This is a genomic window from Mesorhizobium sp. ES1-1 (genome assembly GCF_020164785.1).
Lineage (GTDB): Bacteria > Pseudomonadota > Alphaproteobacteria > Rhizobiales > Rhizobiaceae > Mesorhizobium.
Genome location: NZ_JAIUGX010000004.1, coordinates 194,073 through 217,192, shown reverse-complemented (window position 1 = coordinate 217,192; position 23,120 = coordinate 194,073). Strand labels below are relative to the sequence as shown.

Annotated in this window: 24 protein-coding genes; 6 read left to right on the top strand and 18 right to left on the bottom strand. The window is 62.7% G+C overall.

Translation table 11 applies throughout. From position 1 onward, the window contains the following. Positions 1-173 precede the first annotated feature (173 nt). Positions 174-740: a methyltransferase family protein gene (locus LB513_RS08840; protein WP_224663095.1), complete on the top strand. Its 567-nt coding sequence runs from the start codon at positions 174-176 to the stop codon at positions 738-740. A 24-nt stretch (positions 741-764) separates the two neighbouring features. Here the strand turns inward: LB513_RS08840 and LB513_RS08835 are convergent, their stop codons facing one another. The 7 genes from LB513_RS08835 to ettA all read right to left on the bottom strand — a co-directional run bounded on the left by LB513_RS08835 (position 765) and on the right by ettA (position 6,060). Then, the gene (locus tag LB513_RS08835; RefSeq protein WP_224663347.1) at positions 765-1,181 is read right to left on the bottom strand and encodes a GFA family protein; all 417 of its coding nucleotides are present in this window, start codon (positions 1,179-1,181) and stop codon (positions 765-767) included. A 177-nt stretch (positions 1,182-1,358) separates the two neighbouring features. Continuing rightward, a complete protein-coding gene (locus LB513_RS08830; protein ID WP_224663094.1) occupies positions 1,359-2,480 on the bottom strand; it encodes a beta-ketoacyl-ACP synthase III in 1,122 nt (373 codons plus the stop codon). Positions 2,481-2,607: 127 nt separating this feature from the next. Further along, entirely contained in the window at positions 2,608-2,943 is a 336-nt protein-coding gene (locus tag LB513_RS08825) for a hypothetical protein (RefSeq protein ID WP_224663093.1), read from the bottom strand. Positions 2,944-3,049: 106 nt separating this feature from the next. Beyond that, on the bottom strand, positions 3,050-3,844 hold the full coding sequence (tam, locus tag LB513_RS08820) for a trans-aconitate 2-methyltransferase (RefSeq protein ID WP_224663092.1): 795 nt from the start codon (positions 3,842-3,844) through the stop codon (positions 3,050-3,052). After that, entirely contained in the window at positions 3,841-4,107 is a 267-nt protein-coding gene (locus LB513_RS08815; protein ID WP_224663091.1) for a type II toxin-antitoxin system RelE family toxin, read from the bottom strand. The genes tam and LB513_RS08815 overlap by 4 nt, the downstream gene beginning before the upstream one ends. Beyond that, the gene (locus tag LB513_RS08810) at positions 4,104-4,352 is read right to left on the bottom strand and encodes a DUF6290 family protein (RefSeq protein WP_224663090.1); all 249 of its coding nucleotides are present in this window, start codon (positions 4,350-4,352) and stop codon (positions 4,104-4,106) included. The genes LB513_RS08815 and LB513_RS08810 overlap by 4 nt, the downstream gene beginning before the upstream one ends. Before the next feature lie 58 nt (positions 4,353-4,410). After that, positions 4,411-6,060: an energy-dependent translational throttle protein EttA gene (gene ettA / locus LB513_RS08805; RefSeq protein ID WP_224663089.1), complete on the bottom strand. Its 1,650-nt coding sequence runs from the start codon at positions 6,058-6,060 to the stop codon at positions 4,411-4,413. 263 nt (positions 6,061-6,323) lie between these two features. Here ettA and LB513_RS08800 point away from each other — a divergent pair, with 263 nt between their 5' ends. Then, positions 6,324-7,607 carry a sensor domain-containing diguanylate cyclase gene (locus LB513_RS08800; RefSeq protein ID WP_224663088.1) on the top strand — a complete coding sequence of 428 codons (1,284 nt, stop codon included), beginning with the start codon at positions 6,324-6,326 and terminating at the stop codon, positions 7,605-7,607. Between the two features lie 66 nt (positions 7,608-7,673). On the opposite strand, the gene LB513_RS08795 is transcribed toward LB513_RS08800, so the two are convergent. After that, positions 7,674-8,684, bottom strand: coding sequence for a ribonuclease T2 family protein (locus LB513_RS08795; protein WP_224663087.1), 1,011 nt, complete (start codon positions 8,682-8,684; stop codon positions 7,674-7,676). Positions 8,685-8,867: 183 nt separating this feature from the next. Between LB513_RS08795 and LB513_RS08790 the strand changes: the two genes are divergently transcribed. From LB513_RS08790 to LB513_RS08780, 3 genes are all read left to right on the top strand, one after another. Continuing rightward, entirely contained in the window at positions 8,868-9,800 is a 933-nt protein-coding gene (locus tag LB513_RS08790; RefSeq protein ID WP_224663086.1) for an alpha/beta fold hydrolase, read from the top strand. Positions 9,801-9,899: 99 nt separating this feature from the next. After that, entirely contained in the window at positions 9,900-11,075 is a 1,176-nt protein-coding gene (locus LB513_RS08785; RefSeq protein ID WP_224663085.1) for a CaiB/BaiF CoA transferase family protein, read from the top strand. Beyond that, a complete protein-coding gene (locus LB513_RS08780) occupies positions 11,072-12,721 on the top strand; it encodes a thiamine pyrophosphate-binding protein (RefSeq protein WP_224663084.1) in 1,650 nt (549 codons plus the stop codon). The genes LB513_RS08785 and LB513_RS08780 overlap by 4 nt, the downstream gene beginning before the upstream one ends. A gap of 39 nt (positions 12,722-12,760) precedes the next feature. Here the strand turns inward: LB513_RS08780 and LB513_RS08775 are convergent, their stop codons facing one another. The 6 genes from LB513_RS08775 to LB513_RS08750 all read right to left on the bottom strand — a co-directional run bounded on the left by LB513_RS08775 (position 12,761) and on the right by LB513_RS08750 (position 17,719). Continuing rightward, positions 12,761-13,198 carry a CHRD domain-containing protein gene (locus LB513_RS08775; RefSeq protein WP_224663083.1) on the bottom strand — a complete coding sequence of 146 codons (438 nt, stop codon included), beginning with the start codon at positions 13,196-13,198 and terminating at the stop codon, positions 12,761-12,763. A gap of 165 nt (positions 13,199-13,363) precedes the next feature. Then, entirely contained in the window at positions 13,364-14,335 is a 972-nt protein-coding gene (locus LB513_RS08770) for an ABC transporter substrate-binding protein (protein WP_224663082.1), read from the bottom strand. Between the two features lie 39 nt (positions 14,336-14,374). Next, positions 14,375-15,529 carry an ABC transporter permease gene (locus LB513_RS08765; protein WP_224663081.1) on the bottom strand — a complete coding sequence of 385 codons (1,155 nt, stop codon included), beginning with the start codon at positions 15,527-15,529 and terminating at the stop codon, positions 14,375-14,377. Continuing rightward, positions 15,526-16,404 (bottom strand): ABC transporter permease, encoded by an 879-nt coding sequence (locus LB513_RS08760; RefSeq protein ID WP_224663080.1) that lies wholly within the window; start codon positions 16,402-16,404, stop codon positions 15,526-15,528. Before LB513_RS08760 ends, LB513_RS08765 begins: the two co-directional genes overlap by 4 nt. Beyond that, on the bottom strand, positions 16,405-16,935 hold the full coding sequence (locus LB513_RS08755; protein ID WP_224663346.1) for an endonuclease domain-containing protein: 531 nt from the start codon (positions 16,933-16,935) through the stop codon (positions 16,405-16,407). Further along, positions 16,928-17,719, bottom strand: a complete 792-nt coding sequence (locus LB513_RS08750) for an ABC transporter ATP-binding protein (protein ID WP_224663079.1) — start codon at positions 17,717-17,719, stop codon at positions 16,928-16,930. Before LB513_RS08750 ends, LB513_RS08755 begins: the two co-directional genes overlap by 8 nt. A 124-nt stretch (positions 17,720-17,843) precedes the next feature. On the opposite strand from LB513_RS08750, the gene LB513_RS08745 reads away from it, so the two are divergent. Further along, positions 17,844-18,248: a cupin domain-containing protein gene (locus LB513_RS08745; protein WP_224663078.1), complete on the top strand. Its 405-nt coding sequence runs from the start codon at positions 17,844-17,846 to the stop codon at positions 18,246-18,248. A 17-nt stretch (positions 18,249-18,265) separates the two neighbouring features. On the opposite strand, the gene LB513_RS08740 is transcribed toward LB513_RS08745, so the two are convergent. From LB513_RS08740 to LB513_RS08725, 4 genes are all read right to left on the bottom strand, one after another. Continuing rightward, the gene (locus LB513_RS08740; RefSeq protein WP_263482042.1) at positions 18,266-18,604 is read right to left on the bottom strand and encodes a hypothetical protein; all 339 of its coding nucleotides are present in this window, start codon (positions 18,602-18,604) and stop codon (positions 18,266-18,268) included. Between the two features lie 40 nt (positions 18,605-18,644). After that, positions 18,645-20,096, bottom strand: a complete 1,452-nt coding sequence (hydA, locus tag LB513_RS08735; protein WP_224663076.1) for a dihydropyrimidinase — start codon at positions 20,094-20,096, stop codon at positions 18,645-18,647. 349 nt (positions 20,097-20,445) lie between these two features. Beyond that, positions 20,446-21,696, bottom strand: a complete 1,251-nt coding sequence (locus LB513_RS08730; protein WP_224663075.1) for a Zn-dependent hydrolase — start codon at positions 21,694-21,696, stop codon at positions 20,446-20,448. Between the two features lie 70 nt (positions 21,697-21,766). Beyond that, positions 21,767-23,095 (bottom strand): aspartate aminotransferase family protein, encoded by a 1,329-nt coding sequence (locus tag LB513_RS08725; RefSeq protein WP_224663074.1) that lies wholly within the window; start codon positions 23,093-23,095, stop codon positions 21,767-21,769. Between the last annotated feature and the right edge of the window lie 25 nt (positions 23,096-23,120).

Sequence of the window (23,120 nt, the reverse complement as noted above, 5' to 3'; positions counted from 1 at the left end):
CCTGTGTTATCCGTGCCGGCTTTTTCGGCGTCCAGTTCAAAGTGCTGATTGTCGGATCAACTTCGACGATGAGACTCCGATCACGATCTTCTGACCGTCCTTTGCACCGCGCCCAATTGCCGCCCCGCCATGCCGGCTTCATGGTGAGGAGGAGGCAGGCCAAGGAGGTCACCATGCGTCCCGGCGAGGCGATTCTGCTGCTTTGGCTGGCCTGGGCAGTGTCCTGGGCAGCGGCCGCCTTCTGGGCCGACAGGGTCGAAAAACGCGCCGGCTTCCGGGCCGAAGCGCCTTACCGCACAGTGCTGGTGCTCGGCGCCATCTTGTTCTTTGTTCCCGCGCACGGCTATGCCGGATGGCTTCGCCTGTGGTCTCCCAACCTTGCCGAGGCGTGGATCTGCGTCGCGCTGGTCGCCGCCGGCCTCGCCTTCGCCTGGTGGGCGCGGCTGCATCTCGGTAGGCTTTGGTCGGGCACGGTCACCGCCAAGGCCGACCACCATGTCGTCGACACCGGCCCTTACGGCCACGTCCGACACCCGATCTACACCGGATTGCTGCTCGCCATCCTTGCCACAATGGCTGCCAAGGGCACGGTCTGGGGCGTTGCGGGAGCTGTGCTTCTCATCATTGGCATCGTCATCAAGGCAAGGCTCGAAGAAAGCTTCCTGCGCGGCGAACTTGGCCCCGCCTATGACGACTACGCGCGGCGGGTGCCAATGCTGGTCCCCTTCACGCCGGCCTGACAGGCGAAGACGGCGAACGCCGGCTCAACCCAATTTCGCCGCCGCACTGCTTTGCCAAAAATGGTCGATGGCACCGTCGATCTGAACCCAGCTGTGCTTAGACTCTTCGAAAATCGACCTGACAGGCGGCGGGAATTGCGGGTCGGCAAGCGCACCGACGGCAACACCGATCATCGACGGCAGCCTCTCGGCCTTCCAATAGACCGTCGACCCGCAGTCCGGACAAAAATAGCTTTTCACCTTGCCGCCGCTCGCCGCGACGCGCGTAAACTCTTTCGAGATCCCCGCGATGGCCACAGCGTCGGCCGGATAGAAAGCACCGACGCCGAAGGGTGCCCCGGTCCTGCGCTGGCAATCGAGACAATGGCAGGCGACCACGCGCCTTGATGGCCCTGGAAGCGTCAGCGTAAGAGCGCCGCAGCAGCATCGGGCATCAATCATTGGAATCCTCCTTATCTGAAACGAGATCGAATTGGTCCAAGCCCCCAACACAGCCTGTGTTGAAGGTCGAATCAGGCTGAACGGGAGTGGAAGAAAGCCGCGAAGCAACCGGGTGTGGTCGGACTTCAAAAGCCAGGATGGCCCTTTCGGGCCAGGGTCATTTCGACATCAATATGCCTAGAGCATCCTGATCAACGCGCCGCCGATCGAATACCCCGCGCCGAAGGCGCAGATCAAGCCGAAATCGCCGGGTTTCATGTCGGCATGGTGCTGGGACAGCGCGACAATGGCGCCGGCTCCCGCCGTGTTGCCGAGCTTTTCCAGAACCATCGGGGCGCGGTCGTTGTCGACCTCATGGCCGAACGACAGTTTCAGGATCATGGCGTTCATGCGGGCATTGGCCTGGTGCAGCCAGAACCGCCTTACAGCCTGCGGCGTCAGCCCATGCTCGGCGAGGAATTCGACGATGAATTTGTGCCCGGCGACGGTGACTTCCTTGAACACCTTGTTGCCGACCTGCTTGATCAGGTTGCCCTCCAGATTGATCATGTAGGGATCATCCTGGGCGGTACGGGTGTGATAGCCGAGATTGGTACGGATGTTGTTCGACATCTGCGTCCAGATGCGCGTGTCCAGCACTTCGAAACGCCCCGGTCGCCTCTCGCCCTGCGCCAAGCCTTCGACGACCATCGAAACCGATGCATCGCCGAAGATGAAATGCGTCTGTCGGTCGCGAAAATTGAGATGGCCGGTGATGATCTCGGGCGTCGTCACCAGAATGCGCTTGTGCGCGCCCGAGCGGACCAGATTGACCGCCATGTGCAGGGCCGCTGCCGCGGAAGAACAGCCGAGCCCCATATCGAAGCCGGCGCCCGTCGTGCCCAATGCTTCCTGCATTTCGATGGCGATCGCCGGATAGGGCCGTTGGTGGTGCGAGGCCGAACAGATGATCAGGTCGATGTCCGACGGCTTCAGTCCCGCATGGTCCAGCGCCTTCCTGGCCGAGGCGATGCCGAACTCCGCCTCCAGCGACAGCGCATCGTCCGGCCGCGCCGGAATGCGCGGCGTCATGCGGGTCGGGTCGAGAATGCCTTCGCGTTCAATGACATGACGCGAGCGCACGCCCGAAGCGTGGACGATGAAATCGCTATCGGATTTCTGCAGCACGGTTTCGCCGGTCAGTTGGCGCCGCGCATTCTCCGTGTCGACCCAGCTGTTGAAGCTCTCGACCAGTTCTTCATTGGTGATGACGGCTTCCGGAATTTCAGCGCCAATGCCGCTGATGATGACGCGATGCATGTTCAGTTCGTCCCATCCGCAGGCGTTGCGGCTTCATTTGGGCGCCGAAATGCCTCGGCGCAACACTTTTCTCATCGCGCCGGTTTACGCCGGCTTAAAGCAAGGGGTTTGGATCGCTGAGGCCGGCTCACCAGGCGCACAGCTTGGTGCTCGTCTGCGGGTTGTTCCAGCAGGCGCCATCGTCACGGCTGCGCACATATTGTCCCGGCAAGGGCAGATTGCGGTGGCCCAGATTGACAAAGCCATAGGCGAAGCCCGGCCCGTCGATCTCCAGCACATAGGTCGGATAGCCCGGCGCCGAAATGCGGAAGCTGCCGGCATCGTCGATCGCCCGGTAGCTGCAGGGAAAATAGCCGTCGTCGGTGGTGAAGCAGCGCGCCCGCTTGGCCTCGGCCGAAACCGAGAATGCCAGCAGCGCCGCCGCACAAGCGCCGCCGCCGAGAACCATCCTTTTCAATGCCATCGCCTTACCCCTTGCCATGGGCCATCCTGGCCCACCCCAGGTGAATTGGCCACGTTGGCGAAACAGGGTCAAGACGCCGCTGCCGCGAAGGCGAAACCGATATTTTCTATCCGGCCCGCTTGGCGACAATGAAGATGCGAGGGAAGCGCAGCAGCACCTTGCCATTCGCCATTTTCGGATAAGCCCCTTGGATCCTGGCCGTATAACTATCCAGGAACATGTCGCGTTCGTCCGGATCCAGCGGGTCGAGGAACGGCTTCAGTCCGGTCGATTTCACCCATTCGACGATTGCCCCGGCATCGGCCAATGGATGATTGTAGGCCGTATGCCAGATGTCCAGCCGTCCGCACAGCGGCGACAGAAGGTCGTAATAGAAGGACACCGATGGCAACGGTCCGCGCGCCGCACCTTTCAGCTTTGTAGCGAAGGGCATCTCGGCGGCCGTGTCGCGCATCAGCTGGTGCGAGGGCTCGCGCATATTGTCGGGCATCTGGACCGCCAGCGCACCGCCAGGCGTCAGGAAGCCCAGCAGCCGCTGGAACACCGCCGGATGCGTCGGAAGCCACTGGAACACCGCGTTGGCAAAGATCACGTCCACCGGCTCGGCCGGCGCCCATGTCGCGGCGTCCGCCAGGTCGAAGGCGACATCGGGCAGGCGCGCCCTGGCCTTCTCGATCATGTCGGGCGAAGTGTCGAAGCCGCTCACTTGCGCATCCGGCCAGCGCTCGACCAGAAGCTCGGTCGAGTTGCCCGGCCCGCAGCCTATGTCGACGACCCGGCGCGGGAAATCGACCGGCACTTGCGCGACCAGATCGCGCGCGGGCCGCGTGCGCTCATCCTCGAATTTCAGATATTGGGCGGCGGACCAGTCGGGCTTGTGCGGAACGGCGCCATTGTTCATCGATAGACCTCGCGACGATTGCCTATTTCCACGACAAGGACAACAAGGCGGCTATCTTGAAACTGGACGATGATCCGGTAATCGCCGACACGAAACCGCCACGCTTCTTCTTTCGTTCCGACCAAGCGTTTGGCGAGCGCTTTTGGGTCCGGATGTTCCAAAACTCGCCCGGAGAGAAAGTTGAGTATGCGGCGCTGATCCTTCGTGGAAAGCCGTTCAATGTCCTTCCTGGCCCGCTGCGTGAACTCGACACGCCAACTCATTCAGCGGCAGGCTTGCTGGTGCGCTCCTCGGCCTCACGAAGTTCAAGACTCCGGATCATGTCCTCCAGAGGGACACGAACGCCATCGTCACTCCCGATGCGTTCATCGGCAATCCTGGCGTCCTGCCAATCCTCGATAGCCCCGAGGATCGCATCGACCGCGACCTGATCGGAGGTTCGACCGCTGGCCTTGGCCATCTCGGCAAGAAGCGTCTCTGTCTTTTGCGGCAGTTTGACTGTGATCATGGAAAGCTCCGTCACACAATTTAGGTCAAACGCCCATCTCCCGCAACGGCCAGTCGCCCTACCGCGTCAGCCTCTTGTAGGTCATGCGGTGCGGGTTGACGGCATCCGGGCCCATGCGGCGGATCTTGTCCTGCTCGTAGTCCTCGAAATTACCCTCGAACCATTCGACATGGCTGTCGCCTTCGAAGGCGAGTATATGCGTCGCCAGGCGATCGAGGAACATGCGATCGTGCGAGATGATGACGGCGCAACCGCCGAAATTCTCCAGCGCGTCTTCGAGCGCCGCCAGCGTTTCCGTGTCGAGATCGTTGGTCGGTTCGTCGAGCAGCAGAACATTGCCGCCGGTCTTCAGCATCTTGGCCAGATGCACGCGGTTGCGCTGTCCGCCCGACAGATTGCCGACCTTCTGCTGCTGGTCTCCACCACGGAAGTTAAAGGATGCGCAGTAGGCGCGCGTATTGGCCTCGAATTTGCCGAGCTTGACCACTTCGGCGCCGCCGGAAATCTCCTCCCACACCGTCTTCGACGGATCGAGCGCATCGCGGCTCTGGTCGACATAGCCGAGCTTCACCGTCTCGCCGATGCGCACGGAGCCCGCATCGGGCTTTTCCTGGCCGGTGATCATGCGAAACAGCGTCGTCTTGCCGGCGCCGTTCGGACCGATGACGCCGACGATGCCGCCGGGCGGCAGTTTGAACTCCAGACCCTCGATCAGCAGCGTCTCGCCAAAGCCCTTGGTCAGGCCTTCCGCCTCGATCACCACATTGCCGAGCCGCTCGCCATGCGGAATGACGATCTGGGTGTCGCTCGGGCGCCGCTTGTCGGCAGCATCCAGAAGGTCCTGGAAGGCCTGGATACGCGCCTTGGACTTGGTCTGGCGGGCCTTCGGGCTCGACTGGATCCATTCGCGCTCGCGGCCGATGGCGCGCTGGCGGGCGTCGTCCTCGCGGCCTTCCTGCTTGAGCCGTTTGGCCTTGGCTTCGAGATATTTGGTGTAGTTGCCCTCATAGGGAATGCCGCGGCCGCGATCGAGCTCGAGGATCCAGCCGGTGACATTGTCGAGGAAGTAGCGATCGTGGGTGATGATCATCACGGCGCCCGGATAGGCGCGAAGATGCTTTTCCAGCCAGGCCGTGGTCTCGGCGTCGAGATGGTTGGTCGGTTCGTCGAGCAGCAGCAGGTCCGGCTGGCGCAGCAACAGCTGGCACAGCGCTACGCGCCGGCGTTCGCCGCCGGAAAGCTTGGTGACATCGGCATCCTTGGGCGGGCAGCCCAGCGCTTCCATCGCCATCTCGACCTGCTGTTCGAGATCCCACAGGTTGAGCCGATCCATTTCGTCCTGAAGCTTGGCCGACTCGTCGGCCGTCTCGTCGGAATAGTTCATCATCAGTTCGTTGTAGCGTTCGATGATGGCGGTCTTGGCGGCGACGCCTTCCATGATGTTCTCGAACACGGTCTTGTTCGGGTCGAGTGCCGGCTCCTGCGCCAGATAGCCGACAGTGGCGCCCTCGGCGAGCCAGGCTTCGCCGTTCCATTCCTTGTCGATGCCGGCCATGATCTTGAGGATGGTCGACTTGCCGGCACCGTTCGGGCCGAGAATGCCGATCTTGGCATCGGGGTAGAAGGACAGATGGACGTTCTCGAGCACCTTCTTGGTGCCGTAGGCCTTGTTGAGGCCGGCCATGTGATAGATGAACTGGCGTGCCACGCGCGCTTTCCCTGAAAAATGACTGGCCCAGCAGAACTGCCTGGATCCGTCGAATTGAATGGAGGTTGGCCGCTATGTAGGCGATGCGGCGCCGAACGGCAATCGCTTTCGCCGCGTCGCACCGACCATGGCCGTTCTGACCGCGAATTTTCGCTTGCCAAATCGATCTCTGAAAGCTCCGGTTAACCCTTCGACGGCAAAACGGAATCAGGGTGAATCGCCGGCCTTGCCGCGATTTTGGATGAGAGATCGGGTCGACGGCATTGCTGAATAGTTTTCTGCTCCTTGCCGAGGCCGTGGTCTATTTCGCCGTCATGGCGGCGCTCTTTCGCTTCAGGAAGCGGATCGGCCTGGGCGTGTTCATCTGCGCGCTTGGTGTCATGCATTTTCTCGAAACCTATCTCGCCAGCGTCTTTTACGTCGCCCTGCCATTCGGCATGGTCTCGCCCGGCTCGGCGGTACTGTTTTCGGGTAAGCTCGTGATGCTCCTGTTGCTGTATATGAAGGAGGACGCCGCCACCGTCCGTCAGCCGATCTATGGCCTGCTGCTCGGCAACGCCTTGATGATCGCACTGGTGCTGCTGGTGCGCATGCATGCCATCGCGCCGCTTGCAAACGGCAGGCTGCCCGACATCGGCTTCATCGACGAGATGGGCTGGCTGATGGTGTGGGGCACGGCGCTGCTCTTTATCGATGCCATCCTGATCATCCTGCTTTATGAAAGGCTTGGGCGCTCGCTGCGCGGCGCGCAGTTCACTCGGATCCTCATTTCCGTTGCCTGCGTGCTCACCTTTGACCAGGCCGGGTTCTACACCGCCCTGCGTCTCCTCTCCGACGCGCCGACCGCAGTCTTCTTCGGAGGCTGGTTCGCCAAAATGGCCGCCGCTCTGACTTTCAGCACGCTGCTCATCGCTTATCTCAAATGGTTCGAGGACCGCCGCATCCCCATGCCGCGCGGCCTGACGGACATCTTCGACACGCTGACCTATCGCGAGCGTTACGAAGCGCTGGTCGAACATGTCGGACGCGACGGGCTGACCGGTCTCCTCAACCGTGGTCGCTTCGACAGTGACGGCGAGCTTGCCGTGCAGTCCAGCCTGCGCATGGCCCGGCCGCTCAGCCTGCTGATCATCGATGTCGACCATTTCAAGCTAATCAACGACCGTTTCGGCCATGCCGAGGGCGACAAGGTGTTGAAAGCGGTGGCGGCGCTGCTCGCCGAAGCGGCAGGTTCGGAAGATCAGGTGTTCCGGATCGGTGGCGAGGAATTCGCCATCCTCAGTTCGCGCCCGCATCCGGTGGCAAAGCTGTTCGGCGAAAGCATCCGCTACGCCGTCAAATCATCGCCAAACACCCGCCGCTTCGACCTGACGATCAGCGCCGGCGTCTCCAGCGTCAGCGAAAGCACCCGCGGCCTAGCCGACCTGTTCGCCCTCGCCGACCACCGGCTCTACAAGGCAAAGTCGACCGGACGCGACCGGATCGTCGGCGAACCCGCCATCAACGAATCCTCTGCCGCTGCATGGACAAAGTCCGTGCAGTCCTGACGCTGTTCGCCTCACGACCTCTCCCGGCGCGTCATGGGCCTCGAGGCTCACGCGCCCAGCTCGCGACTACTGGAAACCGATCGCGTCGACCGTGCCTGTCGGGCAGCCCGCCTTGTTGGTCGGCACCGAAGCCTGCAACAGGTCCTTGAGCGAACTGTTCGGGCCGATCGGGCCGGCGAGGCCCAGCGTCAGTTCGCCGATCAGTCGCCTGCCGTTCGACGGATCGATGACGCAGGATACACGAACGCGATCCCCCGCTCCGGCGCCGAAGGCATTGTCGAAGGCGCCACGTATCTGATCGGCCGTCAGCTTGCCGCCGATGCTCTTGGCGAAGAGATCGCGCACGGGCGAGGCGTTGACAGCGCGGATGAGATTGAGCGCGTCGGAGAAATACTCCTGCTGGCCTTTGCCGTAGCAGGTGCCGTGCTTGATCCATTCGTGCCGGTCGAGCTGCGAAGCGGTTCCCGGCATCACCCGGACGAGCTCGGCGCGTGTTGCAGCGTCGAGCTTTACCGGCGGCAGGTCCTTCCAGTGGGCCGGAGTGTCGTTGGCCTTGTCGGCCGCCGTCGCCTCGCAGTAGAAGTTGCCGTTCGGCTGCGGCCAGAGCCCGTGCAACGTGAAATGGGTCGCCTCGAAACTGTTGGCGTTCTGCGCCTTGCATTCGGCTTTGTTAGACTTGGTCTCGCAAAAAGCCGGCTGCCAGCTCAAAGCGAAGACGTATTCGGGTTTGCCGGAGGCGGCCGGCTTGCCGGAGCCGGCCGCCTCCGGTGCCGTCGCGGTGGCCGCGCTGCTGCCGGAGACGTGACCACAGCTGACCTTCACCCAGCGGCGCTGCGGATCTGCACCCGGAACCAGGATGAGATAATGCGTCGGCGCATCCTTGTTGCCGGCAAGCAGTTGATAGCCCTGACCGGCGTCGGTCGAGACGTTGCCAGGATTCTTGCCGTTCTTGATCGCCTGCGTTGCCGGACAAGCGGCATCGGCGACGAAGGTCCCGCTCATCTTCACATCGGCATGTGCAGCACTGGCCAGTGACGCCGCCAGCATGGCCAACCCGAAAACAACCCCAACGCGCATGGAAATCCCCAGTTGAACAAGTGGCAACAGCCTGCCGCTGTCTCCGTGTCAGAATTGCGATAGTTCGCTGGTCGAACGCAAGAAACATCGTCGCAAAGATCCAGCGGGCGCATTGACGCGATAGCGCGGGCGGGCGCACACAGGCTGCGCCGTCATGGCGGCCAGAACCGGAGACCGAGCGGCATGTCATTCAGCCAGCAGCGCGTCGTTGCCTCCCCGACCGGTGCCCGCCTCAACCTCTTTGTCCGGCACGCCGATGGCCGTCCTCGCGCGGTGGTGCAGATCAATCACGGGCTGGCCGAGCATGCCGCGCGGTATGCTCGCTTCGCCGAGTTCCTCGCTTCGCGCGGTTTCCACAGCTATGTCCACGACCATCGCGGCCATGGCGCGACCAAGGCGCCAGACGCGCCGCTCGGCAGGTTCGCCGACAAGGATGGTCCCGCCAAGGTGATCGCCGACGTCGACGCCATCCATGATCTCATCGCCACCGAAGAGCCGGACCTGCCGGTCATCCTCTTCGGCCATTCGATGGGCGCATCGGTGGCGTTGAATTATCTTATGCACCACTCGCCACGCGTGCATGCGGCGGCAATCTGGAACGGCAACTTCTCGGCCGGACTGCTTGGACAGGCGGCGTTGGCCATCCTCGCCTGGGAGCGGTTCCGGCTAGGCTCCGACGTGCCGTCGCGCCTGCTGCCAAAACTGACGTTCCAGGCCTGGGGCAAGGCGGTTCCCAACCACCGCACATTGTTCGACTGGCTGTCGCGCGACGAGGCCGAGGTCGCGAAATACATCGCCGATCCTCTATGCGGCTGGGACGCCTCGGTATCTATGTGGACCGACGTCGTCCGCATGGCGGTGAACGGCGGCAGGGATGCTGGCTTTGCCGGTATACGGCGCGATCTTCCGGTCGCAATCATTGGCGGCGAGAAAGACCCCGCCTCGGATTACGGCAAGGGCATCGTCCATCTCGCCCAGCGCCTGCGCGCAATGGGCTTTTCGAATCTCGTTTCAGAGGTTTACCCCGACACCCGGCACGAAAGCCTGAACGAGGTGAACCGCGACATCATCATGATGGATTTCGCCGCCTGGGCCGAAGCCGCGCTGAAGCGGTAGGGACTGGCCCATCGCAAGGGGTCGTGACAGCCCGTGCCGGGCTTGATAGAGGCTCTGCTGTCACGGCAATCACGATGATTGCGGCCATCACGGTGATCTATGAGCGAACCCCCGCTGAAAGGCGTCCGCGTCGTCGAACTCGCCCGCATCCTGGCAGGTCCCTGGGCGGGGCAATTGCTCGCCGATCTCGGTGCCGACGTCATGAAGGTCGAAAGCCCCGACGGCGGCGACGACACCCGCAAATGGGGCCCGCCCTTCGTCATCGCCAAGGATGGCGAGAACCTGTCGGCCGCCTATTATCATTCCTGCAATCGCGGCAAACGCTCTATCGCCATCGACTTTTCGACGCCGGAAGGTGCCGAGACCGTGCGCCGCCTGATCGCCACCTCGGATGTGCTGATCGAGAACTTCAAGCTTGGCGGCCTGAAGAAATACGGGCTCGACTACGACAGCCTGCACAAGATCAATCCGCGCCTGATCTATTGCTCGATCACCGGTTTTGGCCAGTCGGGGCCCTATGCGCCTCGCGCCGGCTACGACTTCATCATCCAGGCCATGGCCGGCATGATGTCGATCACCGGCGAAGTCGGTCGTGAGCCGCAAAAAGCCGGCGTCGCCATTTCCGACATCTTCACCGGCCTTTATTCCGTCATCGCCATCCAGGCCGCCCTGCGTCATGCCGAGAAGACCGGCGAGGGTCAGCACATCGACATGGCGCTGTTCGACACGCAGATCTCGGCGCTCGGCAACCAGAACATGAATTACCTCATCTCCGGCCAATCTCCGGTGCAGATGGGCAATGCGCATATGAACATCGCGCCTTACGAGGTGGTGCCGGTCCGCGATGGCCACATCATCCTGGCGGTCGGCAATGACGGCCAGTTTGCTAAATTCTGCGCCGCCGTCGGGTTGGACCCGCTGTCCGTGGATCCCGACTTTGCCACCAATCCGGCGCGTGTCGCAAACCGGGTGAAGCTGCGCGAGCACATCATCGAGGCGCTGAAGGCCTTCGATCGCGATCCGCTGCTGGCTCGGCTGGAAGCCGCCGGCGTGCCGGCGAGCCCGATCAACACAATCGGCCAGATGTTTGCCGATCCGCAGACGATCGCACGCGGCATGAGGCTCGACCTAGACGACGGCCATGGCAATGTCCTGCCATCGGTGCGCGCGCCCATGGTCATGTCTGAAACGCCGCTCGTCTACGAGCGCCCCTCGCCGCGGCTCGGCGAGCACACGCAAGAAATCCTTGCCGAACTGGAGAAGTCTGGACAATGAAGACCGGCGGACAATTGATCGTCGACGCGCTGGAAGCCAACGGCACCGACCGCATCTATTGCGTGCCAGGCGAATCCTATCTGGCGGTGCTCGACGCGCTGCATGATTCATCGATCCGCACCATCGTCTGCCGCCAGGAAGGCGGCGCGGCGATGATGGCCGATTGCCACGGCCGCCTGACCGGCAAGCCAGGCATTTGCTTTGTCACGCGCGGCCCCGGCGCCACCAACGCCTCGGCGGGCATCCACATCGCCATGCAGGACTCGATTCCGCTCATCCTGTTCATCGGCCAGGTCGCCAGCCACGCCAAGCATCGCGAGGCCTTCCAGGAGGTCGACTATTCGCGGTTCTTCGGCGACATCGCCAAATGGGTGGTCGAAATCGACGATGCCTCGCGCATTCCCGAATTCGTCACCCGCGCCTTCGCGGTGGCGACATCGGGACGACCCGGGCCCGTCGTCATCTCGCTGCCCGAGGATATGCTGACCAGAATCGCCGACGCGCCGGCCGCCCTGCCCTATACGCCGGTGGAAACCCGTCCCGGCGAAGCCGAACTCGCTACATTGGAAGACCTCTTGGCCAACGCCAGACGGCCCTTCGTCATTCTTGGCGGCACGCGCTGGGACACAGACTCGGTGGCAGGCATGCGCGCCTTTGCGGAAGCCTGGTCGCTCCCCGTCGGCTGTTCCTTCCGCCGGCAGATGCTGTTCGACCATCTGCATCCGAACTATGCCGGCGATGTCGGCATCGGCATCAACCCGAAGCTGGCGACGGCGATCAAGCAGGCCGACCTCGTGCTGCTCATCGGCGGCCGAATGGGCGAAATGCCGTCCTCCGACTACACGCTGCTGAAGAGCCCCTACCCCGATCAGATGCTGGTCCATGTCCATGCCGATGCCGGCGAACTCGGCCGCGTTTACCGGCCGACGCTGGCGATCAATGCGTCGCCCGCTGCCTTTGTCGAAGGGTTCGCCAAGCGCAAGCCGGCTTCGGAGCCGGTCTGGGCAGGCGAGACGCCAAAGCTCCATGCCGCCTATCTCGACTGGTCGACGCCGCCAGAAAGCGGTCCCGGTTCGGTCCAGATGGGCCCGATCATGAAATATCTCGAAAAAATGCTGCCCGACGACGCCATCCTCACCAACGGCGCAGGCAACTACGCCACCTGGGTGCATCGTTTCCACCGCTTCCGCCGTTTCGGCACGCAGGCCGCGCCGACATCGGGCTCGATGGGCTACGGCACCCCCGCCGCTGTGGCCGCAAAGCAATTGTTCCCGGAGCGCCCCGTGGTCGCCTTCGCCGGCGACGGTTGCTTCCTGATGAATGGGCAGGAATTCGCCACAGCGGTGCAATATGACCTGCCGATCGTCGTCGTCGTCGTCAACAATGGCATCTACGGCACGATTCGCATGCATCAGGAACGCGAATATCCGGGCCGCGTCGTCGCGACCGACCTGAAAAATCCCGATTTCGCTGCCTTGGCCCGCGCCTATGGCGGCCATGGCGAGACGGTGGAGAAGACGGCGGACTTCGCGTCTGCCTTCGAGCGGGCCAGCGCCAGCGGCAAACCCTCGATCGTCGAGATAAGGCTCGATCCGGAGGCCATCACGCCGACCCGAACGATGAGCCAGATCCGCGACAAGGCGTAAGGCAAGAGGCGGTCGCCCGCCCCTCGCCCCTATGCATGGCTACATGGCCTTTTCGATCTGCCCGCGGATCTCGCCATCCTTATGGGCGGCAGTGTGGACGTTGACGTAGTATTTGCCGGCTTCCAGATCGGCGGCCTGGGCATCGGTAAGCGTCGCCGATCCCTTTATCGGGCTCTTCAGTTTCTTGAACGGGATGACCGGCGGAGCGTTTTCACCCATTGCCGCCGGGCCGTGGATGTGAGCCGCCGTCGCGGGCCCGCTGAGGCCGGAATATTTGACGTTCCAGCTGAGCGTCTTCTTGACGGTATCGAACGTCAGCGTGGCCGAACCCTTGCCCTTCGTGGTGACAGGCGGGCTCTGCTGGCTGCCGTCGAGCGTAGCCTTGTATTTCACCATCTCCGCCAGCGCCGGCGAAGCAAACAAGGCGGTTGAAATCGCCAGCGCGGAAAGCACAGGCAGGAAAGTGTTCATGCGCATGGAGAACCTCCTATTGGATGTCACATGCGTCGCGGCCCAAGCGCGCGCATGCAGCAACCAACGGCCGAATGGCCAGATGTATCCCGGCACACGCTATCGTGAACCCGCAATGGAAAAGGGGCGGTCGCCCGCCCCTTTGTCGCATTCGTCGATCCGAGCAGCCTTTTACTTTACGGCCTTGTCGGTGATCGCGGTCGTGTAGGCGCCCTTGGGCTCCTTGGTGATGATCTTCTGGTCGAGCAGCGCCTTGGCGGTGCGCTCGTAGGTCGCCGGGTCGAGCTTGCCGTCGGCATTGTCGATCAGCTTGGCGACTTCGCTCATCATGCGCTTCTGGTGGTTTTCGTCCTGGCCGCCGCCGTCCATGACGATTTCAGCCGCCTCGTCATTGTTGTCGATTGCGTATTTCCAGCCCTTCATCGAGGCGCGCACGAAACGCACCATCTTGTCCTCGAAAGCCGGATCCTTGAGCTTGTCTTCCGAGGCATAGAGGCCGTCTTCGAGCAGGTCGTTGCCCATCGCGGAATAGTTGAACACGGTCAGCTGTTCTGGCTTGTAGCCGGCGTCGATCAGCTGCCAGTACTCGTTGTAGGTCATGACCGAGATGCAATCCGCCTGTTTCTGGATGAGCGGCTGCACGTCGAAGCTCTGCTTCAGCACGGTCACGCCGTCCGGTCCGCCCTCGGTCTTCAGCCCGAGCTTGTTCATCCACGCGTAGAACGGGTACTCGTTGCCGAAGAACCAGACACCGAGCGTATGGCCCTTGAAGTCTGCTTCGGTCTTGATCGGCCCATCCTTCGGGCAGACCAGCTCCATGCCGGCCTTCTTGAACGGCTGTGCGATATTGACCAGCGGCACACCCTTTTCGCGCGCCGCCAGCGCACCGCCCATCCAGTCGACGATGACGTCGGCGCCGCCTCCGGCGATCACCTGCTCAGGCGCGATGTCGGGGCCGCCCGGCTTGATGTCGACGTCGAGGCCCTCGGCCTCATAGAAACCCTTGGCCTTGGCGACATAGTAGCCGGCAAACTGTGCCTGCGTGACCCACTTCAACTGCAAGGTCACCTTGTCGGCGGCCATCGCCTGGAAGGCGGCCAGCGACATCGCGCCAGCCAGAACGGGAATAATCAGTCTTTTCATTTTTCTACCCTCTGAAGTTAGTGCCCTGTACCCACCGCCCTATCCACCACGGACAGAGGGATGCCAAAACGTGACGGCTCTTTCGATAAGAGCGACCACGCCATAAAAGACCGAACCCGCAAGGGCTGCAACCGCGATTTCGGCCCACACCATGTCGATGTTCATCCGCCCGACCTCCGTGGAGATGCGGAAGCCCATGCCGACGACAGGCGTGCCGAAGAACTCCGCGACGATGGCGCCGATCAGCGCCAGCGTCGAGTTGATCTTCAGCGCGTTGAAAATGAAAGGCGCCGCTGCCGGCAGCCTGAGCTTGATCAGCGTCGGCCAGTAACCCGACGCATAGGTGCGCATCAGGTCGCGCTCCATATGGCCGGAGGCGGCAAGGCCGGCGACCGTGTTCACCAGCATCGGGAAGAAGGTCATGATGATGACCACCGCCGCCTTGGACTGCCAATCGAAGCCGAACCACATCACCATGATGGGCGCCACGCCGATGATCGGCAGGGCCGACACCATGTTGCCGATCGGCAGGAGCCCGCGCCGCAGGAACGGCACGCGGTCGGCAAGAATCGCGGTGATGAAGCCCGCGCCGCTGCCCACGACATAGCCGAAGACGACTGCCTTGAAGATCGTCTGCCGGACATCGGCGCCGAGTGTTGGCAGCGAATTGGCGATGCGCACACCGATAGCGCTGGGTGGCGGCAGCAGGATGAAGGGAATGCCGGCGCCGCGCGTCACCGCTTCCCAGATGATCAGGATCCAGGCGCCGAAGATGGCGGGGATGATCAGGCGCAGACCCGTCCGTGCCCAGTTCGCCATGGGGCGCACCGACGACAGCACCGCCACGCAGCGCCAGCCAAGCAGCCAGGCCGCCATAAGCAGCAGGAAATACGGCATCAGTGCCGTGCCTTCGAAACCCGCTATGCCTGAGATCAGCAGCCAGGCGGCAAGATGAGCGCCGACGAACAGCACCACGGCTTCGGCGATTGGCGGCATGCATATCATCGAGATCAGCGCCGCCAACATGACCAGGCCGAGCATCAGCTGCTTGGTTGCAAGATAAGGATAGTTGAAGCTGGCGGTCGGATCGGCAATGGCAGCCGCTTCCGGCTTCGACATTGCGCCGAGAGCGATTGCGCCCAGGCACAACAGGATCGCCAGCACTGTTTGCCAGTAGGGCTTCAGCCAGGTCATGCAGGTCTCCCGCCCATGGCGCGGTCGACGAGGCGCCCGGCAATGCCGACCACCATGACCAGAAGCGCGGCCACCACCGAGCCGGCGACCAGCGCCGACCAGATGTCGATCGACTGGCTGTAATAGGCGCCGGCCAGCAGCTTGGCGCCGATGCCTGCCACCGCGCCCGTCGGCAGTTCGCCGACGATGGCGCCGACCAGGCTGGCGGCGACCGCCACCTTCATCGAGGTGAACAGGAACGGCACCGAGGCCGGCACGCGAAGTTTCCAGAAGGTCTGCGTGCCGCTGGCATTGTAGGTGTGCATCAAATCGAGATGCATGATCTCGGGCGAGCGCAGCCCCTTCACCATGCCCACCGTCACCGGGAAGAACGACAAATAGGTCGAGATCATCGCTTTCGGGATCAAGCCTGTAACGCCGACCGCCGCCAGGACAACGATGATCATCGGCGCCACCGCCAGGATCGGGATCGTCTGCGAAGCGATGATCCACGGCATCAGGCTGCGGTCGAGCGTCGTCACATGCACGATGCCGACGGCAATGACTATGCCGAGCCCGGTGCCGAAGGCAAAGCCGAGCAGCGTCGAGGACAGCGTCACCCAGGCGTTGTAGACGAGGCTGCGGTTGGAAGTGATGGGCCGCAGAAAAGTATTCTCGAAAAAGTTCACCGCCACCTGATGCGGCGCCGGCAATGTCGGCTTCGGCTGCGACAACGTCTTGCCGATGAGTTCGCCGAAGGTGGAAGTCTCATTGGCGCGGCGGTCGAGATCACGTTGGAACGGCGCGTTGAGGACCACCGCCATGATGTACCAGAGAACAACGACACCCACGAGGATGGATGTCACGGGGATGAGCTTGTCGCGGAAGCTATCCATCTAGCGAGCCCCGCCTGAGCGCTCTCCTCTCCCCGCCGGGGAGAGGGTGGCCGGAGCGAAGCGAAGGCCGGGTGAGGGGAAGTGTATTTGCCCCTCAAGCACCGCTAATATTGTATCCAAAACCGCCCGCCGCTCCGCCAAAACCTCGTGATTCCAGAAGCGAAGAACAGAATAACCGTGGCTGTTAAGCCAAGCTGTCCTGCTTTCATCCGTCGCGGACTCGGCATGTTGACTGCCATCGATCTCAACGATCAGGCTCTTCTCGCGGCAGAGAAAGTCAGCGAAGAACGGTCCAAGTGGCACTTGCCGTACGAACTTGTAGCCGTTGAGATGACGCCCCCGGAGCTCGCCCCAAAGCCGATAGTCGGCCTTCGTCTCGTCAAACCGCAACTCTCGGGCACGAGCGGTTGCCCCAACCTTCCTCTTGGATGGATGGGCTGGCGCCACCCCCTCACCCGACCTCCGCTTCGCTTCGGCCACCCTCTCCCCGGTGGGGAGAGGAGGAAGCTCATCTTGCCTTCCCTCAATCATCATAGCTATGTCCCGCCCTAAGGCCGTCGCGTACGCGCGCGGCGATCGCCAGGAATTCGGGCGTCTCGCGGATGTCGAGCGGCCGCTCCTTTGGCAGCGTCGATTCGATGATGTCGGAGACACGGCCCGGCCTCGGCGACATCACGACGATGCGCGTCGAGAGATACACGGCTTCGGGAATGGAATGGGTGACGAAGCAGATCGTCTTGTTGGTGCGGGCCCAAAGCTCCAGCAACTGCTCGTTGAGATGGTCGCGCACGATCTCGTCGAGCGCGCCGAACGGCTCGTCCATCAAGAGCAGGTCGGCGTCGAAGGCAAGCGCACGCGCGATCGAGGCGCGCTGCTGCATGCCGCCCGAGAGCTGCCAAGGGTATTTCTTCTCGAAGCCCGAAAGGTTGACGAGGTCGAGCGTGCGCTTAATGCGCTGGGCCTGCTCCGCCCTGGGCAGGCGCATGATCTCCAGCGGCAGGCCGACATTGCGCTCGATGGTGCGCCAGGGGAACAAAGCCGCCGCCTGGAAGACGTAGCCGTAAGCGCGCTTCTCGCGTGCCTGTTCTGGCGACATGCCGTTGACCGAGATCGTGCCGGACGTCGGCTTCTCCAGATCGGCTATGACCCGCAGCAATGTGGTCTTGCCGCAGCCGGACGGGCCGATGAAAGAGACGAACTCTCCCTTGCCGATGGTCAGGTCGACATTGGAGAGCGCCTGCACCGGCCCGTCATTGGTCTGGAAGGTGAGGCCCAGTTTGCTTGCCGCGACGACGGCTGGCGACATCGCGTTCATTAACGATCGCCCGCCTGCGACCGGGGCGCCGGCCGGATACCGATTGCTTTTATCGCGATGTTGTTTTCCACTCGCCCCGTCCCATTGATCTTGTCCCACTCGAACCGACGCCCGGAGTTTCCCGATGTCGCCCAAACCCACCTGTCACCTTATCCGCCCCCAAAGCACCTATGAAGGCAAGCAGGGATTGACCTATTTCGCCGGCATCGCCAGCGAAACCGTTGGATCCGCCGGCATCTGCATGCACGTGCTTACCATGCCGCCCGGTGCCCGCGCCAAGGCGCATCTGCATGAGAACCACGAAACGGCGATCTATGTGCTCTCGGGCGAAGTCCATACCTGGTATGGCGACCGGCTCGAACATCATATCGTCGTCAAGGCGGGCGACCTGTTCTACATTCCCGCCGGCGTGCCGCATCTGCCGGCCAATCTGAGCAATGCCCCATCTTCCGCCGTCATCGCCCGCACCGATCCCAACGAACAGGAAAGCGTCGTCCTGTTGCCGGAGCTCGATGCGCTGGTCGCCTGAAAAGGCCGCGACCGCCGTCATTTGCACCGGGAGACTTCGCCCATGACATTGCCGTCTTCGTCGGTCACCACCAGCTTCTTCGCGTTCTTGGCGCTGCGCTTGATGGTGAACTTGGTCGGCTCCTGTCCTTCCTCGCCTTCCGCCTCGCAGGTCGCCGTCACCACCAAGGATCCGTCGGCCTGCGCTTGTTTGTCGCTGAACGTGCAGGCGCTGGCCGCGGTGATCAGGTCCGTGTCGGTCAGAAGAAGCATCTGGTCAGCTGCCACTTCCTGGCCGTTCCTGTTGATGCAGCCATATTTATCGCCGTAGGGCTTGCTGAGATCGATGCCAGCAGCCGCCACCTGGCTGGCCGCCATAACCACAACAACAGCGAAAAGAACTCCCGCCCGCCGCACGTCAGACTCCCGTCGCCGGAATGCCCGTGCGTTCGACCTTGCGCGGCGCGGTTATATCCTTCCACGTAGACAGCGCCCGGTTGACCGCTGCGTTGGGTTCACGGCCGACGAACTGGCCATGGCCCTGCTTCGCCTTGACCTCGGCCTCCTCGATCGACAGCTCCCCGCGCGAGAACACGAAGCGCGGCAGGCCGGTCACCTCGAACCCTTCGAACACATTGTAGTCGATGGCGGATTGCTGCGTCCCGGCGCTGATCGTCTTTTTGCGCTTCGGGTCCCACACGACGATGTCGGCATCGGCGCCTTCGACAATGGCGCCCTTCTTCGGATACATGTTGAGGATCTTGGCGATGTTGGTCGACGTCACCGCGACGAATTCGTTCATCGTCAGCCGGCCGGTGCCGACGCCCCTGGTCCATAACACCGAGAGCCGGTCCTCGAGTCCTCCGGTGCCGTTGGGAATCTTGGTGAAATCACCGACGCCATTACGCTTCTGCTTGGTGGTGAAGGCGCAATGGTCGGTCGCCACCACTTGCAGCGACCCTGCCTGCAGGCCGGCCCATAGCGAGTCCTGATGCAGTTTGTTGCGGAAGGGCGGGCTCATCACGCGCCGCGCCGCGTGGTCCCAGTCCTTGGCGAAATACTCGGTCTCGTCCAGCGTCAGATGCTGGATGAGCGGCTCGCCGAACACGCGCATGCCCTTCTGCCGTGCCCGGCGGATCGCCTCGTGGCTCTGCTCGCAGGAGACATGCACGACATAGAGCGGTACGCCCGCCATATCGGCAATCATGATGGCGCGATTGGTGGCCTCGCCCTCGACTTCCGGAGGGCGCGAATAGGCATGGCCCTCGGGACCGTTATTGCCGGCGGCCAGCAGCTTCTGCGAGAGCGCGGCAACCACGTCGCCATTCTCGGCATGCACCAGGGGCAGCGCGCCGAGATCGGCGCAGCGCTGGAACGACGCATACATCTCATCGTCGTCCACCATCAGCGCGCCCTTGTAGGCCATGAAGTGCTTGAACGAGGTGATGCCCTTGTCGACGACAGTCGCCATCTCGTCGAACACCTGCTTGCCCCACCAGGTGATCGCCATATGGAAGGAATAGTCGCAGGACGCTTTCGAAGTCTTGTTGTCCCACATCTGCAAGGCTTCCAGCAGCGATTGCTGCGGCGCGGGCAGGCAGAAATCGACCACCATCGTCGTGCCGCCGGCCAACGCCGCCCGCGTGCCGGATTCAAAGTCATCAGCCGAATAGGTGCCCATGAACGGCATCTCGAGATGAGTATGCGGATCGATGCCACCGGGCATCACATAGCAGCCGGTGGCGTCGTACTCATGGTCGCCATGCAGGTCCGGACCGATGGCGACGATCTTGCCGTGGCTGAACAGCACGTCGGCCTTCCAGCTTCGGTCGGCGGTGACGACGGTGCCATTCTTGATGACTTTGGTCATTTTCTTGTTCCCTTGCTCGATACGCTTCTGCGAGCGCTTTGCTTGTTCGCGTCGTATGACGACTTCAGCTGACGCCAATTCTCCTGAAGTCAGCGTCGCCCCTCACCTGCCTGCCGGCATCCTCTCCCCGTTTAGTGACGGGGAGAGGGGCGCTGTCATCAGCGACTTCGCCAATCCCAAACTTTGTAGAAATGGCGCCAAGTTTTGGCCAGCCGCTTTCTCCCCGTCACTATACGGGGAGAAATGCCCGGCAGGGCAATGAGGGGCAGCGCGGCCGTCGGCAGAATAACTCAATCCCATCCGAGACCTCTGGTCCCAACGCCGAAGTCGAGCGTACAGCGCCAACGCTTCACTCCACGATACCCGCCGTCTCCACCACCGCGTGGAACAGCACGTCGGCACCCGCCGAGGCCCATTCCTTAGTGATCTCCTCGGCCTCGTTGTGGCTCAACCCGTCGACGCAGGGACACATCACCATGGCCGTCGGTGCAACGCGATTGATCCAGCACGCGTCGTGGCCCGCACCCGAGACGATATTGCGGTGGGAGTATCCTAGCCGTTCGGCGGCGTCGCGGATCGCCTTGACGCAGCCGGCATCGAAGGTGACCGGGTCGAAAGCGCCGACCTGTTCTATCCCGTATTGGATGTCGAGCGCCTCGCAGATCGTATCTATCCCCTCGCGGATGCGGCCATCCATGGCGTCGAGCACTTCCTTTTCCGGTGAGCGGATGTCGATGGTGAAGACGGCGCGCCCGGCGATGATGTTGCGCGAGTTCGGGAACACCTCCATGTGGCCGACTGCGCCAACCGCATCAGGCTGGTAGTCCATGGCGATCTCGTGCACCAGCTCGATCACGCGGGCCATGCCAAGGCCGGCATTGCGGCGCTTGGGCATCGGCGTCGAGCCGGTATGGGCTTCCTTCCCGGTGAGCGTCACCTGCAGCCATTTCAGCCCCTGGCCATGGGTGACGACGCCGATGTCGATGTCTTCATCCTCGAGGATCGGTCCCTGCTCGATATGCAGTTCGAAGAAGGCGTGGATCTTGCGTTCGCCGACCTTCTCGGTGCCGTTCCAGCCGATCCGCTCAAGCTCCTCGCCGAATTTCTTGCCTGCCTTGTCGGTATGCTCATAGACGTCAGCCTGGTCGAGCACACCGGCGAACACGCCGGACGCCATCATCGCCGGGGCAAAGCGCGAGCCCTCTTCGTTGGTCCAGTTGGTGACCACGATCGGATGCCTGGTCTTGATGCCGAGATCGTTGAGCGAGCGCACCACTTCCAGCCCGCCGAGCACGCCGAGCACGCCGTCATATTTGCCGCCAGTCGGCTGAGTGTCGAGATGGCTGCCGACATAGACCGGCGGCAGGCTTGGGTCGGCGCCTTCGCGGCGGGCGAACATCGTGCCCATCTCGTCGAGGCCCATTTCGAGCCCCGCCTCCTCGCACCAGCGCTTGAAAAGATGCCGGCCTTCGCCATCCTCGTCGGTCACGGTCTGGCGGTTGTTGCCGCCGGCAATGCCGGGGCCGATCTTCGCCATCTCCATCAGCGAATCCCACAAACGGTCTGAATTGATTCGCAGATTCTCGCCGGGTGCGGCCATTCGTAGTCCTTCCATTACAACTGAACGGGTGGCGGCGGTTACCGCCGCCACCCGTTCAGGCAAGCGAGTGCTAATCTATCGACCTCAGCACTTCCCGCACATGGTCGATTAGCTCGTTGATCTGGCCCTTGGTGATGATCAGCGGCGGCGACAGCGCGATGATGTCGCCCGTGGTGCGGATCAGCGCGCCGCGCTCGAACGCCTTGACGAAGGCCGAGAAGGCCCGCTTGGTCGGCTGGCCGGCAATCGGCGCCAGTTCGATCGCGCCGATGAGGCCGATGTTCCTGATGTCGATGACGTTCGGCTCGCCCTTCAGCGAATGCAGGGCGTCTTCCCAATAGGGCGCCAGCTCCTCGCCGCGCGTCAGCAGCCCCTCTTCCTTGTAAGTGTCGAGCGTGCCGAGTGCCGCCGCGCAGGCGATCGGATTGCCCGAATAGGTGTAGCCGTGGAACAACTCGATCATATGCTCGGGGCCGGTCATGAAGGCGTCGTGGATCTCCTTCTTGACGAACACCGCGCCCATCGGGATGACGCCGTTGGAGACGCCCTTGGCGGTGGTCATGATGTCCGGGGTGACGCCGAAATAGTCGGCCGCGAAGGGCGTGCCGAGACGGCCGAAACCGGTGATGACCTCATCGAAGATCAACAGGATCCCATGCTTGGTGCAGATCTCGCGCAGCTTCTGCAGATAGCCCTTGGGCGGCAGGATGACGCCAGTGGAACCGGCGACCGGCTCGACAATGACGGCTGCGATCGTCGACGCGTCATGCAGGGTGACGATACGCTCCAGCTCGTTGGCGAGTTCGGCGCCATATTCCGGCACACCCTTGGTGAAGGCGTTCTTTTCCGGCAGATGCGTATGCGGCATGTGGTCGACGCCGCCGAGCAGCGTGCCGAACATCTTACGGTTGGTGACGATGCCGCCGACCGAGATGCCGCCGAAATTGACACCGTGATAGCCACGCTCGCGGCCAATCAGGCGGGTGCGCGAGCCCTCGCCCTTCACCCGATGATAGGCGATCGCCATCTTCAGCGCCGTCTCCACCGATTCCGAACCGGAATTGGTGAAGAACACATGGTCCATGCCCTTGGGCGCCAGGTCGACCAACCGGTTGGCAAGTTCGAACACGATCGGATGGCCCATCTGGAAGGCCGGCGCGTAGTCGAGCTCGGCAGCCTGGCTCTGGATCGCTTCGGTGATCTTCGGCCGGCAGTGGCCTGCATTGACGCACCAGAGACCTGCGGTGCCGTCCAACACCTTGCGGCCGTCGCTGGTGGTGTAGTGCATGTCCTTGGCCGACACGAACATGCGTGGCGCCTGCTTGAACTGGCGATTTGCCGTGAACGGCATCCAGAATGCGCTGAGATCGTTCGGCGTGACTTTCAGCCGGTTGGACATGACCAAGACTTCCCCTTGTACCCTG

What these genes read in the sequence shown, in the direction of transcription:
- LB513_RS08760 (WP_224663080.1), bottom strand. Translation starts at nt 16,404, where the DNA reads ATGGATAGCTTCCGCGACAAGCTCATCCCCGTGACATCCATCCTCGTG.
- LB513_RS08840 (WP_224663095.1), top strand. Translation starts at nt 174, where the DNA reads ATGCGTCCCGGCGAGGCGATTCTGCTGCTTTGGCTGGCCTGGGCAGTG.
- LB513_RS08730 (WP_224663075.1), bottom strand. Translation starts at nt 21,696, where the DNA reads ATGGCCGCACCCGGCGAGAATCTGCGAATCAATTCAGACCGTTTGTGG.
- hydA (WP_224663076.1), bottom strand. Translation starts at nt 20,096, where the DNA reads ATGACCAAAGTCATCAAGAATGGCACCGTCGTCACCGCCGACCGAAGC.
- LB513_RS08725 (WP_224663074.1), bottom strand. Translation starts at nt 23,095, where the DNA reads ATGTCCAACCGGCTGAAAGTCACGCCGAACGATCTCAGCGCATTCTGG.
- LB513_RS08745 (WP_224663078.1), top strand. Translation starts at nt 17,844, where the DNA reads ATGTCGCCCAAACCCACCTGTCACCTTATCCGCCCCCAAAGCACCTAT.
- LB513_RS08825 (WP_224663093.1), bottom strand. Translation starts at nt 2,943, where the DNA reads ATGGCATTGAAAAGGATGGTTCTCGGCGGCGGCGCTTGTGCGGCGGCG.
- LB513_RS08785 (WP_224663085.1), top strand. Translation starts at nt 9,900, where the DNA reads ATGAGCGAACCCCCGCTGAAAGGCGTCCGCGTCGTCGAACTCGCCCGC.
- LB513_RS08830 (WP_224663094.1), bottom strand. Translation starts at nt 2,480, where the DNA reads ATGCATCGCGTCATCATCAGCGGCATTGGCGCTGAAATTCCGGAAGCC.
- LB513_RS08775 (WP_224663083.1), bottom strand. Translation starts at nt 13,198, where the DNA reads ATGCGCATGAACACTTTCCTGCCTGTGCTTTCCGCGCTGGCGATTTCA.
- LB513_RS08765 (WP_224663081.1), bottom strand. Translation starts at nt 15,529, where the DNA reads ATGACCTGGCTGAAGCCCTACTGGCAAACAGTGCTGGCGATCCTGTTG.
- LB513_RS08750 (WP_224663079.1), bottom strand. Translation starts at nt 17,719, where the DNA reads ATGAACGCGATGTCGCCAGCCGTCGTCGCGGCAAGCAAACTGGGCCTC.
- tam (WP_224663092.1), bottom strand. Translation starts at nt 3,844, where the DNA reads ATGAACAATGGCGCCGTTCCGCACAAGCCCGACTGGTCCGCCGCCCAA.
- LB513_RS08755 (WP_224663346.1), bottom strand. Translation starts at nt 16,935, where the DNA reads ATGATTGAGGGAAGGCAAGATGAGCTTCCTCCTCTCCCCACCGGGGAG.
- LB513_RS08795 (WP_224663087.1), bottom strand. Translation starts at nt 8,684, where the DNA reads ATGCGCGTTGGGGTTGTTTTCGGGTTGGCCATGCTGGCGGCGTCACTG.
- LB513_RS08835 (WP_224663347.1), bottom strand. Translation starts at nt 1,181, where the DNA reads ATGATTGATGCCCGATGCTGCTGCGGCGCTCTTACGCTGACGCTTCCA.
- LB513_RS08815 (WP_224663091.1), bottom strand. Translation starts at nt 4,107, where the DNA reads ATGAGTTGGCGTGTCGAGTTCACGCAGCGGGCCAGGAAGGACATTGAA.
- LB513_RS08790 (WP_224663086.1), top strand. Translation starts at nt 8,868, where the DNA reads ATGTCATTCAGCCAGCAGCGCGTCGTTGCCTCCCCGACCGGTGCCCGC.
- LB513_RS08740 (WP_263482042.1), bottom strand. Translation starts at nt 18,604, where the DNA reads ATGGCGGCCAGCCAGGTGGCGGCTGCTGGCATCGATCTCAGCAAGCCC.
- LB513_RS08770 (WP_224663082.1), bottom strand. Translation starts at nt 14,335, where the DNA reads ATGAAAAGACTGATTATTCCCGTTCTGGCTGGCGCGATGTCGCTGGCC.
- LB513_RS08810 (WP_224663090.1), bottom strand. Translation starts at nt 4,352, where the DNA reads ATGATCACAGTCAAACTGCCGCAAAAGACAGAGACGCTTCTTGCCGAG.
- LB513_RS08780 (WP_224663084.1), top strand. Translation starts at nt 11,072, where the DNA reads ATGAAGACCGGCGGACAATTGATCGTCGACGCGCTGGAAGCCAACGGC.